Source organism: Streptomyces sp. NPDC059008, from assembly GCF_042749045.1.
GTDB lineage: Bacteria > Actinomycetota > Actinomycetes > Streptomycetales > Streptomycetaceae > Streptomyces.
In genome coordinates this window covers 60134-78143 of record NZ_JBHYJC010000003.1, presented here as the reverse complement: position 1 = coordinate 78143, position 18010 = coordinate 60134, and the positions used below count along the sequence as shown (strand labels likewise).

Below are 18010 nucleotides of genomic sequence, written 5' to 3'. Positions count from 1 at the left end.
GCCCTGGGCTTCTCGCCACCCCCGACGATCAGTACCGTTATATGTGCAAAGTTCTACAATTGGATCAAACGGTACAGTTACTCCGACACACGGGTGGTCGTAAGGCACGTACGGATGTGGGATGTGATCCGGATGGGGCTCATGGGAGACGGCATCGGCCCCGCCCACGCGCGTGAGCAGTTTCTTCGCGGCGGATCGCCCGAGGGGACCGTGCGCGGCGCGATCCTGAGTTCCTGGCAGCGTTCGCTGTCGCTCGGGCTCTCACCGGAAGGATGTGAGCTTCCCTATCTCCAGGACCTCGACCTGGACAACCGCTTGGTCCGCGCCGCGAAGCCGGTGCTCGACCGGCTGGAGTCCAGGTTCGCGGGCCGGAACATGAACGTGTCCCTGGCCGATGCCCGCGGGGCGGTGCTGCAACGCCGTTTCGGCGAGGCCTCTCTGGTCAGGCGTCTGGCCGCGATCCAGAGCGTCCCGGGCTTCGTCTTCGCCGAGCAGTTCGGTGGGACCAACGGAATCGGTCTGGCGCTCGCGGAGCGGCAGCTGATCAACGTCTACGGCGCCGAGCACTTCGCCGAACGCTCCCAGTCCAGTGCGTGTTCGGCGATTCCCGTCCGCGATCTGCTCAGTGGGCGCATCGAGGGCATCCTCTGCTTCGGCTTTCCGCTGGCCGACGCCGATGTGGCGCTGAACGCGGTGATCCGCAGCGCCGCCGGCGCCATCGAACGGCGGCTGCTGGAGCAGAGTTCGACGCGGGAGCGCGCCCTGCTGCAGGCGTACCTCGACGCCAGGCGCCGCTCGCCGGCCCGCGAGGCGACGGACGACGGTGAGCTGGCCGAGAGCGGCCTGGACTGGCGCGATCAGATGATCCTGAAGGAGAAGGCCGCCGATCTGATGGCCTCGGCCCAGCGCGCCGCCGTGGAGGTGGCCCTGCCCGGCGGCCGGCGGGTCACCTTGCTGAGCCGCCCGATGACGAGCCCCTCCGGGGTGGAGGGCGTGGCCATCGAAGCGGTCCTCCCCTCCCGGCAGCACCTCGCCGTCCCCGCGGAGGGGGCCGTCGCCCCCACGCCGACGGCGCAGGCCGTTGCCCCGATGGCGCAGCCGGCCCTCGCCCCCTCCGGCCGGCTGCGCGGGCGCGTGCCCGCGGCCGTGAGCGACCACGCGGCGGCCACGGCCCGCGAGCCCGCCGCACCCGGCACCGCCGGTACGTCCGGCCGGACCACCAGCGGGCTGGTGCTGGTCGGCGAGCCGGGGGTGGGGATGTACGCCGTGGCCGCCCGGCGCCGCCTGGAGCTGCTGTCCGAGGCCAGCGCCCGTATCGGCACCACCCTGGACGTCAGCCACACCGCCCGGGAGCTCGCCGAGATGGCCGTTCCGCGCCTGGCCGACTTCGTCACCATCGACGTTCCCCAGGCGGTACTGCGCGGCGAGGAGCCCACCGACCCGCACGGCGAGCTCTTCCGCACGGTGGTCCACGGCTACCGCGAGGACTGCCCCTTCTACCCTGCCGGCCGGCAGGTCCACCTCCGTACCACCACACCCCAGCTCCGCTGCATGGCAAGCGGGCACCCCATCCTCGAACCCGACCTGCGGACCGCCGCGGGCTGGATCGCCCAAGATCCCTGGCACGCCCAGCGGCTCCTCGACCACAACGTCCACTCCCTCATCGCAGTCCCCCTCGTCGCCCGCGGCATCGCGCTGGGCGTGGCGAGCTTCTACCGCTCACGGGACCCCGCCCCCTTCGGGGACGACGACCGTTCGCTGGCCCAGGAACTCGCCACCCGTGCGGCCATCTGCATCGACAACGCCCGCCGGTACACCCGCGAACACACCATGGTCCTGGCCCTGCAGCGCAGTCTGCTGCCGCGCAGCTTCCCCGAGCAGAGCGCCGTGGAGATCGCCCACCGCTATCTGCCCGCGGAGTCGGGCGTCGGCGGGGACTGGTTCGACGTCATACCCCTGTCCAGCACCCGGGTGGCCCTGGTCGTCGGGGACGTCGTCGGCCACGGGATGCACGCCGCCGCGACGATGGGCCGGCTGCGCACCGCCGCGCGCAACTTCGCCGAGCTGGACCTCGCCCCCGACGAAGTCCTCACCCACCTCGACAACCTCGTGGGGCGCCTCGACCGGGACGAGAGCAGCGAGGAGGCGTCCTCCGACAGCAGCGGCATGATCGGCGCGACCTGCCTGTACGCCATCTACGACCCCACCTCGCAGCAGTGCGTGATGGCCCGCGCCGGCCACCCGCCACCCGGAGTGGTCGCTCCCGACGGCACCGTCACCTTCCCCGACCTGCCCGCCGGCCCCCCGCTGGGCCTGGGCGGCCTGCCCTTCGAAACCGCCGAGTGCCACCTCCCCGAAGGCAGCCAGCTCGTCCTCTACACGGACGGACTGGTCGGCGGCCGCCGGCGCGACGTGGACACCGTCCTCGACCAGCTGCGCGGAGCCCTGGCCCACCCCAACCGCCCGCCCGAGGACACCTGCGAGGCGGTTCTGCGGGCCGTGATGCCCGACCACCCCGCCGACGACGTGGCGCTGCTCGTCGCCCGCACCCACGCCCTGGACCCCCATCGCATCGCCACCTGGGGCCTGACGTCCGATCCGGCGCTGGTCTCCGGCATCCGTGCCGCCGTCGCCCGGCAACTGACCGAATGGGGGCTGGAGGAGGTCGCCTTCCCCACCGAACTCCTGCTCAGCGAGCTGGTCACCAACGCCATCCGCTACGGGACCGACCCCATCCAGGTGCGGCTGCTCTACGACCGCACGCTGATCTGCGAGGTCTCCGACACCAGCAGCACCGCTCCGCATCTGCGCCACGCCGCCACCACCGACGAGGGCGGCCGCGGCCTGTTCCTCGTCGCCCAGCTCGCCCAGGCCTGGGGCACCCGCTACACCGCCGACGGCAAGGTCATCTGGGCCGAGTTCGCGCTGGAGGTGCCCGGCGCGCTGCCCGGCGTGGCGGAGAGCTTCTTCGACGACATCCCCGCCATCTGACGGCCTGTCCGACGAAGAACCCAAAAGGGGTCGTAGCATGCGGAAATGCACCCGCCCGCCGCCGGTATCCGCTGTCGGCAGTGCACCGCGGGAGCACCGCACCCGGCGCCGTCACCACCGCCCAGCGCTCCACAGCACCGCCGACGCCGTCGGGAAGTACCCAGAGGCCGACCCCCGGAGAAGTCCGTGCCCGCCGCCTTTGCAAGCGCCCCTCCCCCACGTCGTGGCGCCGCGCCTCTGGTCCGCGTACGCGGCCTGCGCAAGCGGTTCGGCGGCACGCTGGCGCTGGACGCGGTCGACCTCGACGTGTACTCCGGCAGCGTCCTCGCCCTGCTCGGTCCCAACGGCGCGGGAAAGTCCACCCTCATCAAGGTGCTCGCGGGCGTCCACCACGCGGACGAGGGCGAGGTGACGGTCGCCGGGCACCCGCTGGGCACCGAAGCGGCCTCGCGCACCATGTCGTTCATCCACCAGGACCTGGGGCTGGTCGAGTGGATGACGGTCGCCGAGAACATCGCCCTGGGCACCGGCTATCCACGCCGTGCCGGGCTGCTGTCCTGGCGGACGACCCGCAGACGATGTGCCGAGGCCCTGGGCATCGTCGCCGCGCACCTCGACCCCCGCGCGCCCGTCGCCGGCCTCCCGAGGGCCGAACGCTCCCTGGTGGCCATCGCCCGCGCACTGGCCACACAGGCCGAACTCATCGTGCTCGACGAGCCGACCGCCAGCCTCCCGGCGGCGGACTGCGCCCGGCTCTTCGCCGTACTGCACACCCTGCGCGATCAGGGCCACGCCATCGTCTACGTCACCCACCGGCTGGACGAGGTGTACAAGGTCGCCGACGCCTTCGCCGTGCTCCGCGACGGCCGCCTCGTCAGCCACGGCCCGCTCGCCGGCCACCGCCCCGCTCGACTGGTGCGCGACATCGTAGGCAGCGAGCCGGGCGGCTACCGCATCACCCCGGTCACGGGCCCGGCCGTCCTCGCCCTCGACCGCGTACGGACCGCGCACACGGCACCGGTCAGCCTGGAACTGCGCGCCGGTGAGATCCTCGGCATGGTCGGCCTCACCGGCGCCGGGCACATGGAACTGGGCCGCGCCCTCGCCGGGGCCCGGCCGATCCTCGACGGGCGGGCCGTGCTCGACGGGCGGCCCTACGCACCGCGTTCGGTGGCGGCCGCGGTCGGCTCCGGCGTGGGCCTGGTCACCAGCAACCGTCAGGAGGAGGGCTGCGCCGCCGAACTGACGGTACGGGAGAACTTCCTGGCGAACCCTCGGGCCGACGGCCTGCCGGCCCTGCGCTGGATCAGCCCCCGGCACGAGCGGGCCAAGGCCGCCGCCCTGGTCGACCGGTTCTCGGTACGCCCCCGGGACACCGAGGCACCGATCTCCACGCTGTCCGGGGGGAATCAGCAGAAGGTCATGGTCGGCCGGTGGCTGAGGCTGAGCCGAAGACTGCTGATCCTGGAGGAGCCGACCGCCGGGGTGGACATCGGCGCCAAGGCGGAGATCTACCGCCTGCTCCAGGACGCGCTGGCCGAGGGCCTCGCCGTCCTGCTCATCTCCACCGATTTCGAGGAGGTCGCCCACGTGTGCCACCGGGCCCTGGTATTCGTCCGCGGAGCGGTGACGGCGGAGCTGAGCGGCACCGCCCTCACGGTCACCGGACTCGCCCGCGCCTCCTCGGCCATGCCCCCGCTGACCGGGACGACGTGACGATGGCCGCCTCCCCCCGTCCCCCGCTGGGCCGCCGGTTCGGCCACCTCCTCGGGGCCTACGGCCTCTTGGCCCTCACCGCCCTGCTGTTCCTGGCCTTCTCCCTCGCCCTGCCGGACACCTTCCCCACCCTGGACAACATCTCCGCGGTGCTGTCCAACCAGTCGATCCCCGCCATCCTGGCGCTCGGCGCGATGATCCCCATCGTCACAGCCAAGTTCGACCTGTCCATCGGCTACGGTCTCGGCCTCACCCACGTCATGACGATGCAGCTCATCGTCGCCGAGGCGTGGTCCTGGCCGGTCGCCTGCCTCGTGGTGGTCCTCGGCGGGGCGGTGGTCGGCGTCTTCAACGGGGTCGTCGTCGAATTCGCGAAGATCAACTCCTTTATCGCCACCCTGGGCACCGGCAGCATCCTGTACGCCTTCACCGGCTGGATCACCAACGGGGCCCGGATCGTCCCCGGCCCGCACGGCCTGCCGGCCGCCTTCACCGACCTGTACGACTCCCGGTTCCTCGGTCTGCCGGTGCCCGCCTTCTACGTCCTGGCCCTGACCGCCGTGCTGTGGGTGCTGCTGGAACGGCTGCCGCTCGGCCGGTACCTGTACGTCATCGGCTCCAACCCGCGCGCCGCCGACCTGGTGGGCATCCCCTCCCGGCGCTATGTCATCTACGCCTTCGCCGGATCCGGCCTGGTCGTCGGCGTCGCCGGCGTCCTGCTCGCCGCGCAGCAGCGCATCGGCAACCCCAGCGTCGGCCTGGACTATCTGCTGCCCGCCTTCGTCGGTGCGCTGCTCGGCTCCACCGCGATCACCCCCGGCCGCCCGAACGCCCTGGGCACCCTGGTCGCCGTCACGATCCTCGCCATCGGCCTCGCCGGCATCGGCCAGCTCGGCGCCCAGTTCTGGGTCACCCCGCTGTTCAACGGCGCCACCCTGCTCCTCGCCGTCGGCATGGCCGGCTACGCCGCCCGGCGGCAGCTGCGGCAACGGCGGACCGCACCACCCCGAACCCGCGACGACGTGCCCGAGGCCACCTCGTGACCTCCGGCGGTCATCCTCGCTCCAGCAGCGCCGTGCGCCCGCCCCGCCAGGCCGCCGTGCGGCGCGGCACCGTCGCCCTGGCAGTCGCGGCCACCGTCCTCCTCGGCTGCGAACGCGGGGCGTCGAGCGGCGGCGGCCCGGTCTCGGCGCGGCCGGCCACGCCGGGCTGTCCCAGCGCCCTGGCCAGGGCCGAGGCAGCCGTCGCACGGGCCGAGAAGACCAGCCGCGCGGGGAACGGCCCCACCGGTGGCCCCAAGGCCGTATCCGGCAAGAAGATCATCTATGTCGCGCAGACCATGAACAACCCGGGCGTCGCGGGCGCCGCCGAGGGCGTGCAGGAAGCCTCGAAAGCCATCGGCTGGGACGTCCGGGTGATCGACGGCCAGGGCACCCCCGCCGGGATCCAGGCGGCGTTCAGCCAGGCCATCGCCCTGAAGCCCGCGGGCATCGTCATCGGCGGCTTCGACCCCCACCTGACGTCGCAGCAGGTCGCGAAGGCCAACGCGGAACGCATCCCGCTCGTCGGCTGGCACGCGGTCGACTCCCCCGGCCCGAGCAAGGACCCCGAACTCTTCAGCAACGTCACCACCAAGGTCGGCGATGTCGCGAGCATCAGCGCCGACTGGATCATCGCGCACTCCCACGGCAACGCCGGAGTCGTGGTGTTCACCGACGCCTCGATCCCGTTCGCCAGGAACAAGTCCGAACTGATCAAGAAGGAACTCGCCACCTGTCCGGGCACGCGGATCCTGGCCGAGGAGAACATCCCGATCTCCGACACCAGCAGCCGAACCCCCCAGGAGGTCTCCTCCCTCCTCTCGCGCTTCCCTGCCGCCTGGACCCACTCCGTAGCCATCAACGACGTCTACTTCGCCGACGCCGCCCCGGCCCTGCGCGCGGCGCGCAAGAAGGGCGCCGGACCTCCGTACAACATCGGCGCGGGCGACGGCGACCCCTCCGCCTTCCAGCGCATCAACAGCCGCCAGTTCCAGGCGGCCACCGTCCCCGAACCCTTCGCCCAACAGGGCTGGCAGATCCTCGACGAGTTCAACCGCGCCTTCTCCGGCACACCCGCCAGCGGCTACGTCGCCCCCGTCCACATCGCCACCGCCACCAACAGCCGCGGCGCGACAACCTGGGACCCACCCGGCTACCGCACGACGTACCGGAAGATCTGGGGCAGGTAGGCCCCGGACACACCACACTCAGCCCCCTCACCGCGAGCGCTCCAGCCCCCGTCGTAGAAGCTTCGGGTGGGCCGTGAGCTGTCCGGGGGAGGTCTGGGGTGATTCCGTGTCATCGGCGAGCGAAAGGTCGTTGAAGGGAGGATGTAGGAGATTTCGATTCATTCCGGGAGGAATTGTGCGCTTGCGAAGGGTTGGAAGGGCCGCACTGGTGGTCTTGGCGGTGGGCAGCTGGGCGTCCACCGGTTTGGGGATCGCCTTCGCCGAGGGCCACGGTCATGGCCACGGAGCCACCGCCCTCGGTGGCTCCGCCCCGCTGGACGCATGGGAGCAGAACACCGCGCAGGGCCACCGCCAGAACAACAACTGCTCCCACTGGAACGGCCTGCCCTTCGGCGTAACGGAAGCCGTGCTGACGGGAGGCCGTACGGACGGCCACTGTGTGGTCGGCGACGCGTCCTTCAACAAGCACGCCGTGACCAAGGGCGGCGGCGCGCACACCACCGGCGGCTCCGGCGTCGCCAACGCGGTCCAGCAGAACACCGCGCAGAAGGGCCGTCAGAACAACAACTGCGCCAACGCCAACCACACGAACATCACCGTGACCGGCGGTCCGGCCCAGGCGCATTGCGCCGACCTGGACCGCTCCCGCAACCACCACACGCTGACCAAGGGCCGCGGCGCCCACACCACCGGAGGCTCCGCCGCCGCGGGCGTGTTCGACCAGAACACGGCGCAGGAGGGCCGGCAGAACAACAACTGCGCCGACGCCAACTTCGTCTCCCTCCCCGTGATCGGCGGCCGAGCCGAGGGGCATTGCGCCAACCGGGACGGCTCGCGCAACCACCGCACGCTCACCAAGGGCGGCGGCGCCCACGCCACCGGCGGCTCCGGCGACGACTTCGGCTCGTTCCGGCAGAACACCGCGCAAGAGGGCCGGCAGAACAACAACTGCGCCGACGCCAACACCACGGACATCAACGTGACCGGCGGCCAAGCCAAGGGGCATTGCGCCAACCGGGACGGCTCGCGCAACCATCACGTGCTGACCAAGGGCCGCGGCGCCCACACCACCGGCGGCTCCGGCGCCGCGCAAGTGTTCCAGCAGAACGCCGCGCAGGAAGGCCGGCAGAACAACAACTGCGCCGACCTCAACAGCACGCTCCTCACCGTGACCGGGGGACGGGCCGAGGGCGACTGCGTCAACCTGGATCGCTCGCGCAACAAACGTTCGCTGACCAAGGGCGGCGGCGCGCACACCACCGGCGGCTCCGCCCCCATCGCCGCGTTCCAGCAGAACACCGCGCAGGAAGGCCGGCAGAACAACAACTGCGCCAAGTCCAACGCCGCGTCCATCCGCCCGATCGAGGGCCGGACCCAGAATCACTGCGCCAACCTGGACCGCTCCCGTAGCGATCGCACACTGACCAAGGGCGGCGGCGCCCACGCCACCGGTGGATCCAGCCTCACGGCCCTCGGGGTCCAGCAGAACACCGCCCAGGAAGGCCGGCAGAACAACAACTGCGGCAACGTCAACAACACGACTCTGCACTTGACGGGCTCCGACGTGGACGCCGCGTGTGCGACGGTCGACCGCTCCAAGCGTGCGCGCACCGCGGAGATCAGCGACGGCGCCAAGGCCGAAGGCGGCTCCGGCCTGGCGGGGCTGTTCCAGCAGAACACCGCGCAGGATGGCCGGCAGAACAACAACTGCAGCAACGCCAACGACCTGACCCTGACCGCCACCGGCTCCCGTGTCCGCACCCAGTGCGTCGCCGTGGACCGCTCCAAGAACATCGGCTCCGTCTACCGGTAGACCGCGTGTCCCCGCCTGATCGGCCCCGCCCGGCATCCGGGCGGGGCCTCGACCTTACGGGCATATCGTGACCTTTCGTCACGATTGGCGTTCTTGGCCATGACGGCGGTTCACCGGGGCGCGGCAGGTCGCCGGTGGGGCGCAGCACTCACGATGCGACGGCGGGAGCACACTCGATGGGGAACAAGGGACGGCGCGTGACGCACGGGGCCACCGGTCAGAAGGTCCGCAGGGTCGTGATGGTCGTGCTCTCGGCCGGCGCCTGGGTGTCGGCCGGCTCCACCAGCGCCTTCGCCGACATGGACCTCACCCCGCTCAGCGGGCAGGAGCAAACCGACCAGGCCGGCAAGCAGAACCTCTCCTGCGGCAACTCCGCCCGCCTGCTGCGCGTCAACCTCGTCGAGACGGTGCACCAGGGAAAGCCCTGTGTGGACATCGACGGCCACACCCGCCACCACACCACCCACCACAGGGGCGCCCACGCCGTGGGCGCCACGACCCTCGGTCCGCAGACCAACATCGCCCAGAGGGGCAAGCAGAACCTCGCCTGCGGCAACTCCGCCGACCTGATCACCGTCAACGTCGCGGGCACCCTCAACCAGAAGACCACCTGTGTGGCCGTCGATCGCGGTCACCACCACGGCGGCTCCCACGGCCACGGTCACGGCGGACACGCACACCGGGGCAACGCCTCGGCGCTGGGTGGGACCGCGATCGGGCCGGAGGTCAACGCCGCGCAGACCGGCAAGCAGAACGTGTACTGCGGCAACTCCGCCGACACCCTGACCGTCAACGTCCTGGGCACCATCCGCAAGCACACCAACTGCATCGCGGTCGACCACTCCCACGGCCACGGCCCCGAGCACCGCGGCCGGGCCCTGGCCGACGGCGGGCAGGTCGTCGGGCCCGAGACCAACACCGCTCAGAACGGCCGCCAGAACCAGACCTGCGGCAACCCCGGACTCGGTATCGACCTGCCCCTGGGCCAGACCAAGAGGACGGCCCGATGCGGCGTCCACGACGACTCCGCCACCCGAAACCACTGACCCCCACGCCGTTACGGCAACTCTGCGCGGTCCGGCCCACCCACCGGACCGCGCAGTCTTCTGCTATGCGCGGGCGGAGGCCCTGAGCCGGTCAGACGTCGTGCAGCGCTCCGGTCTTCACTGCGCCGACGAAGAACGTCCTGCCGTGAAGGGATCCACCCCGGCGAACGTTCGTGGTCAACGCACCCCAAGACAGGGGCTTGAAGCGACGGGCAGACGCATCACCGGGGCTCGACTGCGCGGCTGTGCCACTGAGCGCGGTCTTCCGGAGCGAGGAAGAAGAACCAGCCTGGCGTGACGTGGTAGGCACTTTCGCAGCTGTCGGTGTTCGCGCTGCTGCGCACCGCCGCGCGGTAGGCGACGCCGCTTCCGAGGTAGTCCATGCTGTCCGCTCCCACGAGGAGAACGAGTGCCACGGCCAGGTGAAGGATCGGCCGCAGGGGACGGCGGGAGGGCGTTCTGAAGGCCCGGACCGTACCGGTGACGCACACGGCCGCGGCGGTGACGATGGAGAGGACCGATGCCAAGGAGAGCGCCTTCAGGGATCCCGGGGTTCCGCACAGGATGTAGAACTGGGGCGACGGGACCGCAGCGGGCGAGCGCTCGTAGAGAGCGAGCCAGACGCCTGCCATCCCTGATGCGGGGATGACAAGCCACAACCGGTAGATCCTCGCCCGCCGTCCGGCTATGGGTTCGCCCTGCATGCATCGTCCTCATTCGGTACCCGGACCAGTCGGCGCCGGCTCTCGTCCCGTGCTCGTTGGCACTACGATCGCGTCAGCTTAGGACCCACTCGGTACAAGAAGCGCACCCCGCCCTCGTGACGAGCGGTCGGGACTCTCGTTCGATCCTCGAGGCCGAAGATCGTTAGGGTAGCGATTTCCGCCCATTCCCAGGAGGACGATATGCCCGTTGTCATTGCGACGATCAAGACCAAGCCCGGCCGACGCGAGGAGGTCCTGAACGCGTTCGAGAAGCACAGCCCGGCCGTTCACGCCGAGGACGGCTGCCAGCTGTACGCCGTCCACGCCGGAGCAGACCGAGTCGTGGTGGTGGAGAAGTGGGCCGACCAGGCCAGCCTGGACGCCCACAGCCAAGGCCAGCCGCTCGGCGCGATTGCCACCGCGATCGCCGATGCACTCGCCGAGCCCCTCGATATCGCTGTCATGGAAGCTTTCCCGACCGGAGACACCACGAAGGGCCTGATCTAAGGGCCGCCCGGCGGGTCATGAGCGGAGCCAGAGGCGGATGGCGGCAACGGTCACAACACCGTGGAAGACGTACGCCCTCTTGTCGAAGAGGGTGGATCCGGCGCGGAAGCCGATGAGCGCATTCATCGTTCGCTCGACTTCGTTGCGACGCTTGTAGATCGCCTTATCGAACCCGGTGGGTCGGCCGCCCGCGCTGCCGCGGCGCCGGCGGTCGGCACGCTGGCCCTTGCGCCCTTACGACAGTCACCGCACTGCCCTGGCAGCTCAGGTGGCATGAAGGTCCACGTCAACCGGATCAACGTGATCAAGCGCCCACTACACACTGATCCAGCAGTACAACCTGTGGCCGCGAACGAGCGCCCGCTCTGCGAGAGCAGCGAGATCCTCCAAGAAGCCCGTGAGCCCACTCAGATCCGACTGAGCGCTGAAAACGCTCGACGTAGACCAACCACGGACCACTTCGCCCAGCTGCTTCCGGTCGAAACGGCCGAGGGAGTCACGAAAGGAATCAGTGAGCGACAGCGTGACGACTTCTCCGTCACCCGCCATCCCGACCACATGGCCATGTCGCGGATCCGATTCGACAGCATCGGCAGTTCGCCCGGTAACCAGCACCTCGGCCGGCAGCAGCTCGACCACCGGATCGAGGCCTTTCACGACGAACGAGTCATACCCCGTCCCCATCGGCTGTCCGTCCTCGCGGACCGCAGCCCGGACGGCGTCTTCGTCATCAGCAGCGGCGTAGTAGCCGAAGAGAGCTCCCATACGGCCGATCATGACACCCAGCCAACGGCCGAACGCAACCACGCTTCACCACCGCAACCTCACCGATCACTGCGCCAGAACCCGTTCTTTTGCACCCCCGCGCTCCCCCGGCTTCATGGTGGTGAGTACGGACACCGCCGAGCACGACCTCAGTCGGACAGCGCGGCCGGGGACCACATGCCGAACCACTGCTCGGCGCCGTAGGCCTCAAACCGCTCCACCTCGACGAACCCCAGCTTCCCCGCGAGGCGCATCGAGCGGACGTTGGCGGTCTGGGTGGCCAGCACCACGGGTTCGCCGGGAAGCGCGCAGGCGAACCAGTCGAGTGCCGCTGCACACGCCTCGCCGGCGTACCCGCGTCCCCACGTCTGCGGCAGGAACAAGTAGCCGAGCTCAGTCTTCCCGGCAGCCTGACGAAGGTGCCCCGTGTCTCTGTAGAGCGTGATCTGGCCGATCATCGCTCCGTCGAGATCGACTGTGAAACGGCCGGGGTGCCGGCCGGGCACCTCCGGCATCTCGCGCTCCAGCTCATCACGCGGCCGGGGGCCACCGAGGTAGGTGCCCACCTCTGGTGAGGCCAGCAGCTCGATGACCGCCGCACGGTCCCGGGCCGCGGGCTCACGGAGCCGCGCTGCTTCGTCCTGCGGGTTCCATGGCGTACAGGCGCGCGTGGGTGCCGCAACAGGGGATAGGGGCAGTAGGGGTGGCTGGCTGCGGTCAGCCGGCGGATCGAGTCCGCGTTGGCGACCGGCCGCAGCCGTGCTGACGGTGTGGTTCCTGGGGCCTCAGCGTCAGCGGCTTGGGCCCCTGCGGCGCTCAGTCCTTCTAGACCAGCGCCAGTTTGAACTGCTGGTTGTTCCCGTGCCAGCAGCCGGACTGGACCAGCGGTGCGCCGTCTCCTTGGTCGGCCCAGGCGACGTCCATGCACTTGCCGCTGTGCTTGGCGATGAGCAGGACGTAGCCGTCGCTGGTGGGCTGCTGGTACCAGCGCTGGTTGTCTCCGTAGTGGCAGTTGGCCTGGACGATGCGGGCCCTGCTGTCGTGGCTGGCCCATTCGACGTCCAGGCACTTGCCGCTGTGCCGGGCCTTGATCGCGTACTCGCCGTGGTCGAGGTGGTCGACCCCGAACTGCTGGTCGGTCTCGCCGCGGCAGGTCCACTGCTCCGCGGGAACGTCGTGCCCCATGTTGCCGTTGGGCACCGTGACGCACTTTCCGCTGTGGCGCGCCACAAGCTGGTAGTAGGTTGCCGCGTGGGCCGCCGGTGCCGACGACAGCCCCAGCACCAGCGCACTCGCCGCTGCCGCTGCGACCACAGAAATCCGCCGTGCAGATCGCATCTGTACTCCCCCACTCTGTTGACCGGTCTTGGTCTGTGTCGTGCTGGGCACGGGCCTGAGCCGTGGCGGCTGTCAGGTGACTGCCGAAGCACACATCTGAGGATCGCCTCGCCCTGGATTCCCGGAAATTCCAAACTTTTGGGGGTTGACGCCGGCGCATACCGTCTGAGGGACCCCCGTGGAGCCCACACTTGGATATATGAGGGCTGACGGGGATCGGATGTACCGGGATCTGCGCGCGGCACTGGTACCGGGAGCCGACCTCAAGGAGACGGGGGCGGCGCTGTCCCGGGTGCTCGCGCCGGTGGTGGCGCATGACGGGTTGCGGTGTGGCGTGATGAACCCGGCGTCGGGTGTGGGCATCACGTCACTGGCGTTCTGGCACGGGTACGCCCCCGATGTCGGCCGCGCGCTACTGAACCCTCACCGCATGGCAGCGGCTGTGCGGGAGCTGGATCGCCTGGCGCGGCAGCCGGTTCCGGTGATGGTGGCCGATCGGAGACATCGCCCAGGTGTGAGTGACCGGCTGCTCGACGAGTACGGGGTCGGTGAGGAGCTGTGCCTCCTGTTGCGGGACACGCGCGGAGTGTGGGGAGTGCTCTACCTGCTGCGGGAGGCGGGCGGGCGGCCGTTCGACAGTGGTGACGCACGGCGAATCGCCGAGGTCGGGCCTTCGTTGATCACCGCGCTGCGCAGCTATGTGACGGCTGGGCCCGTCGCCCCGTCGGTACACGCGCCGCCGCCGAGCGTGCTCATCGTCGCCGCGGACGGCCGGATCGGGGCCATGACGCCTCAAGCGCGACCGTGGCTGGAAGCGATGACGGCTCGACAGAACGTTCCGGACTGGCTGACCGAGTCGTCGTTCGGCGCGCTGGCGGCCGCGGCACGGGAGGCGCGCGACCCGTGCGGGCCATACCCGCGGGTGTGCGTACCCTCGGTGGGAACCGGCTGGTGGACCGCGATCGAGGCACAGCCCCTCGGTGACGACGGCGACGTCGCGGTCATGATCCAGCGGGCAACCGGCACGCTGCTGCTCCCCTCGTTCTGCGACTGGTACGGAATCACCGCCCGCGAACGCCAGATCGTGCACCACCTGCAGGACGGATCCGCGCCCAAGCAGATCGCCCGGCTCCTCGACCTGTCCGTACACACGGTGAACGAACATCTCAGGGCGATCTTCCGGAAGACCGGCACCTACGGGCGGAACGAACTGGTGGCGGCCATCACCGCGTGACGCCCTTCAGCCCGCAAGAGGAACCGGGCCGCCCGGGCCGGCTGTACGTCGGCCCCGGCTGCCCGGCGGGTTCACCGGTTCACGTGGTCGGATCCGGCACCGTCCGCGCGGGACGCGGTGAAGCCGCCGGGCAGGCCGCTCGTGACCGCGTAGTCCAGCTCGCTCGGGTGGTCGCCGTTGATGTACGTCGGCTGACCCGTGCGCAGCAGGCGCTCGCCGGCGTGCAGATGCAGCGACTGGCGGGCCTCGTTGTCGTTGCGGTGGAGGATGTTCACGTTGTAGTCGCCGGCCAGGACCCAGTGCCGGCCGCGCTGGTCGCTCCTGGCCATGAAGGTGCGGACCTGGTGGAGCAGTCCGGGCCGGTTCTCGTCTCCGGTCACGTCCTCGCCGCGGGCGTGGGTGTTCCAGTACCAGGTGTTCCCGAACCGCAGACCGAGCAACGGGCGGGCCCGGTAGCGGTTGTTCGGGGCGTTCGGGTCCGGGGCGTAGGAGTTGTTCTCCAGGACGCGGACCTCAGTGGCCCGGGTGTCGGTGACCGTCGCCAGGTTCATCTGGCCGCCGTCCCACGTGTCCTCGTTCGTCTCGCTGATCCTGCGGGGGTCGGTCTGCAGGCGGTACACGTAGCGGTTGGTGCCGTTCGGGCCGCCCGCCCAGGTCGAGACCGTGTAGGAGCTGGGTTGGGGGTTGCGGTTCGGAGTGAGCCGCATCTGCCGGTAGCTGGTCCGGTGGTCGTCCGCCGGCTGAGGTGGCCCGCTGCCGGCCTCCTGCAGCATCACCACCGGGTAGTTCGCGACCAGCCGGTTGATCTCCGTGGTCCACCGTGAACCGTTGTCCGAGCCGTGCATGTTGTACGTGGCGAACGACGAACTGCCGTCGCCGTTCACCGCGTGCGCAGGCGCAGCGGTCAACGAAACGGTCAGCAGGGCCGCCACCGCGCTCAGGGCGGCGAGCACGGCGGTGATCCACCGCCGCGACGGTAATCGCGTACGCGTGGCCCGCAGGGTCCCCAGGGTCTGCGGACGATTGCCTCTACTCAACGATCAAGCCTCTCCCGTCGGCCCCCGCACCCGGCGGCGCGTGGGACTGCCGAAGCCACCAACTCCCCGTGGCGGCACCGTGCTGCCGTACCGGCAGCGGAGCGGGACCGGGCTCGCCCCCGGTCCGCTGCCCAGCGAGTGGTGCACGGACCGTCGAACGAGCGATCACCGGCCCGTCGGTCACAGAAGACGGAAGATCGAGCTCACGCGTTCAGGACCCCATCGATATCCGGCCCCTGCCCCACACCCCACGTCCCGTGCCGGCCTGCAGACCACTGGCCAGTACGAACGGGGCCCGTAGAGTTCGCACACGCACACGCACTCGACCCGGCAGCCCGGCGCCACGGCCCCAGATCGTCCCGGGAGGGCCCGCTGCCTGGCGATACACCGCTCCGGGCCGAACGCCGAAGAGCCGAGGCGACATTGTCCTTAATCGAGGTCCGGTGGAAAGAGCACCCCACCGACACCGACCTCGGCTCTGGTTGCGGCTCCGGTGGGTCCGGAGGCGGCACAGGCGAGAGCGCCTGACCACGGCAGCAGCGGCGAGCACACCCTCCTCAGGCTCGTCATCGTTCTCCTTCCAGGCCGGTGCCTGAGCGCCACGCCGATCCACCGACAGCTGGAGCAAGAGACCGCATACGGGTGTTATCGCGGCCCACGATCGGGAACCCGTGGTGCGACGGCCGGAGAGCCGATGGCCGCATCCGGCGAGGGCCCGAGCACGCCACAGTCGACCACCCGCTCGCCCGCGGCCTGGGGCTGGTGACCTGGTGGGCGAGAGCCTCACCGGCCGCGGGCAGGAACGGGCCAGGGCTTACCGGATTGCGGGGCGCGGCCCGCCCGCGTTCGTCCGGCACCGGGTCCGTCCCGGACGTGAACCAGTAGTGCCGGCGGCTGCGCCGGACGACCTTCGAATGTGGTGGTGCCATGTCTCCTGATCACAGCCAGGCGCCGGTGCTGGACGCCCTCGCGGAATATCACGCCACGGGGCAGCTGGCCTTCGGCCCGCCCGGCCACAAGCAGGCGCGCGGAGCCGACCCCAGGACGCGTGAGGTGCTGGGTGACGCGGTCTTTTACAGCGACGTACTCGCCTTCGGCGGGCTGGACGACCGAAGGGCCCGAAGCCGGGTTCTCGAACGTGCCGAGCACCTGATGGCCGACGCGGTGCACGCTTCTCACACGTTCTTCTCGACCTGCGGAAGCTCCCTTTCGGTGAAGGCGGCCATGCTCGCGGTGGCGGGCCCACACGAGGAGTTGCTGATCGGCAGGGACGCGCACAAGTCCGTCGTCTCGGGCCTGATCCTCTCCGGCATTCGCCCCGTCTGGGTGGACCCCCGGTGGGACGCCGACAGACATCTGGCGCACCCCCCTTCGGCAGACGACTTCGAGCAGGCCTTCGCCGCGCACCCAGATGCCAGAGGGGCCCTGGTCACCAGCCCGACACCGTATGGAAGCTGTGCCGACCTGCGGGCCATCGCGGACGTATGTCACCGTCGGGGCCGCCCCTTGATCGTCGATGAGGCATGGGGCGCGCATCTGCCCTTCCATCCGGACCTGCCCGCGTGGGCCATGGACGCGGGTGCGGACGTGTGCGTGACCAGCATCCACAAGATGGGCGCCGGCCTGGAGCAGGGCTCCGTCTTCCACTTGCAAGGGGATCTGCTGGAGCCGGCGCTGCTGAAGACGCGCGCCGACCTCCTGGGCACCACCAGCCCGTCGGTGCTGATCTACGCGGCTCTCGACGGCTGGCGCAGGCAGATGGTCCAGCACGGCCGGGAGCTGCTCGACCGAGCCTTGAAGCTGGTGGCGCAGACGCGGGCGGCGATCGAGGACATCGAGGGTCTGCACGTCAATGACCGTGCCGACTTCTGCGGTGCGGGCCTGGCGGACGACCTCGACCCGCTGCCGGTCGTCATCGACGTCAGCGGTCTGGACACCACCGGGTACCGCGCGGCGGACTGGCTGCGCGAACACCGCTCGATCGATGTGCACCTGTCCGACCATCGCCGTATCAACACCCAGCTCACCTACGCCGACAACGAAGAGACCGCGAACGCACTCGTCGACGGGCTCAAGGCACTGGCAGCGGCCGCGCCCGAGCTGCGTCCCGGCCCCCAGGTGCACGTCCCTGCGCCTGAACAGCTACGGATGGAGCAGAAGTGCCTGCCACGTGACGCGTTCTTCGGCCGTGTCGAGGATGTTCCGCTGCGCGAGGCGCCCGGCCGGGTGGCCGCGGAGATGCTGACGCCGTACCCGCCCGGTATTCCCGCGGTGCTGCCGGGCGAACTGCTCAGCGAACCGGTTCTGCGCTATCTGCACTCGGGTGTCCGAGCGGGGATGTACGTGCCCGATGCCGTGGACACCGGCTTGGAGACCGTGCGGGTCATGGTCGGTCCCAGCGAGTGACGTCCCAGCGAGTGACACAGCGACCCCTTCGATTCGGGCCAGGAGCGTGTCCAGGTCTCCTTCCGGCGCGCGCATTCCGGCAGTGGAGGAAAGGTGTGGTTTTGGTTGTCCGGCGTCGGTTCTCGGTGGGAACTCGTTGCGCGCCACGCCGTCCGTCCGGCAGGTGGGGCAATCCACCACACAGCGGTGTGATTTCCCTCGGAGTTCGGGCACCCGTGGTGGG

At 70.3% G+C, this 18010-nt stretch carries 14 protein-coding genes and 1 pseudogene; 9 read left to right on the top strand and 6 right to left on the bottom strand.

Annotation, left to right across the window (positions count from 1 at the left end; all coding sequences use genetic code 11):
- Nucleotides 1-132: 132 nt before the first annotated feature.
- The 6 genes from ACFWZH_RS05640 (at nt 133) to ACFWZH_RS05615 (ending at nt 9796) form a co-directional block, all read left to right on the top strand.
- A complete protein-coding gene (locus ACFWZH_RS05640; protein WP_384425871.1) occupies nt 133-2991 on the top strand; it encodes a SpoIIE family protein phosphatase in 2859 nt (952 codons plus the stop codon).
- Between the two features lie 186 nt (nt 2992-3177).
- Nucleotides 3178-4707 carry a sugar ABC transporter ATP-binding protein gene (locus ACFWZH_RS05635; RefSeq protein ID WP_384425868.1) on the top strand — a complete coding sequence of 510 codons (1530 nt, stop codon included), beginning with the start codon at nt 3178-3180 and terminating at the stop codon, nt 4705-4707.
- Nucleotides 4708-4709: 2 nt separating this feature from the next.
- Entirely contained in the window at nt 4710-5750 is a 1041-nt protein-coding gene (locus tag ACFWZH_RS05630) for an ABC transporter permease (RefSeq protein WP_384425865.1), read from the top strand.
- A 32-nt stretch (nt 5751-5782) separates the two neighbouring features.
- Nucleotides 5783-6937, top strand: coding sequence for a substrate-binding domain-containing protein (locus tag ACFWZH_RS05625; RefSeq protein ID WP_384425862.1), 1155 nt, complete (start codon nt 5783-5785; stop codon nt 6935-6937).
- A gap of 181 nt (nt 6938-7118) precedes the next feature.
- On the top strand, nt 7119-8750 hold the full coding sequence (locus ACFWZH_RS05620) for a hypothetical protein (RefSeq protein WP_384425860.1): 1632 nt from the start codon (nt 7119-7121) through the stop codon (nt 8748-8750).
- 197 nt (nt 8751-8947) lie between these two features.
- Nucleotides 8948-9796: a hypothetical protein gene (locus ACFWZH_RS05615; protein ID WP_384425857.1), complete on the top strand. Its 849-nt coding sequence runs from the start codon at nt 8948-8950 to the stop codon at nt 9794-9796.
- 221 nt (nt 9797-10017) lie between these two features.
- Here ACFWZH_RS05615 and ACFWZH_RS05610 read toward each other — a convergent pair whose 3' ends face one another.
- Nucleotides 10018-10500: a hypothetical protein gene (locus ACFWZH_RS05610; protein ID WP_384425854.1), complete on the bottom strand. Its 483-nt coding sequence runs from the start codon at nt 10498-10500 to the stop codon at nt 10018-10020.
- Between the two features lie 201 nt (nt 10501-10701).
- Between ACFWZH_RS05610 and ACFWZH_RS05605 the strand changes: the two genes are divergently transcribed.
- Nucleotides 10702-11007 (top strand): putative quinol monooxygenase, encoded by a 306-nt coding sequence (locus ACFWZH_RS05605; RefSeq protein ID WP_384425851.1) that lies wholly within the window; start codon nt 10702-10704, stop codon nt 11005-11007.
- 15 nt (nt 11008-11022) lie between these two features.
- On the opposite strand, the pseudogene ACFWZH_RS05600 reads toward ACFWZH_RS05605, so the two are convergent.
- The 4 genes and pseudogenes from ACFWZH_RS05600 to ACFWZH_RS05585 form a co-directional block, all read right to left on the bottom strand.
- A pseudogene (locus ACFWZH_RS05600) lies at nt 11023-11235 on the bottom strand (IS5/IS1182 family transposase); the annotation flags it as partial.
- A gap of 87 nt (nt 11236-11322) precedes the next feature.
- Nucleotides 11323-11772 (bottom strand): hypothetical protein, encoded by a 450-nt coding sequence (locus ACFWZH_RS05595; protein WP_384425848.1) that lies wholly within the window; start codon nt 11770-11772, stop codon nt 11323-11325.
- A 149-nt stretch (nt 11773-11921) separates the two neighbouring features.
- A complete protein-coding gene (locus ACFWZH_RS05590) occupies nt 11922-12470 on the bottom strand; it encodes a GNAT family N-acetyltransferase (RefSeq protein ID WP_384426765.1) in 549 nt (182 codons plus the stop codon).
- Nucleotides 12471-12597: 127 nt separating this feature from the next.
- A complete protein-coding gene (locus ACFWZH_RS05585) occupies nt 12598-13110 on the bottom strand; it encodes an RICIN domain-containing protein (protein WP_384425845.1) in 513 nt (170 codons plus the stop codon).
- Nucleotides 13111-13402: 292 nt separating this feature from the next.
- On the opposite strand from ACFWZH_RS05585, the gene ACFWZH_RS05580 reads away from it, so the two are divergent.
- Nucleotides 13403-14344 (top strand): helix-turn-helix transcriptional regulator, encoded by a 942-nt coding sequence (locus tag ACFWZH_RS05580; protein ID WP_384425842.1) that lies wholly within the window; start codon nt 13403-13405, stop codon nt 14342-14344.
- A 71-nt stretch (nt 14345-14415) separates the two neighbouring features.
- Here ACFWZH_RS05580 and ACFWZH_RS05575 read toward each other — a convergent pair whose 3' ends face one another.
- Nucleotides 14416-15381: a hypothetical protein gene (locus ACFWZH_RS05575; RefSeq protein WP_384425839.1), complete on the bottom strand. Its 966-nt coding sequence runs from the start codon at nt 15379-15381 to the stop codon at nt 14416-14418.
- 927 nt (nt 15382-16308) lie between these two features.
- Between ACFWZH_RS05575 and ACFWZH_RS05570 the strand changes: the two genes are divergently transcribed.
- Nucleotides 16309-17787: an aminotransferase class I/II-fold pyridoxal phosphate-dependent enzyme gene (locus tag ACFWZH_RS05570; protein WP_384425837.1), complete on the top strand. Its 1479-nt coding sequence runs from the start codon at nt 16309-16311 to the stop codon at nt 17785-17787.
- Nucleotides 17788-18010 lie beyond the last annotated feature (223 nt).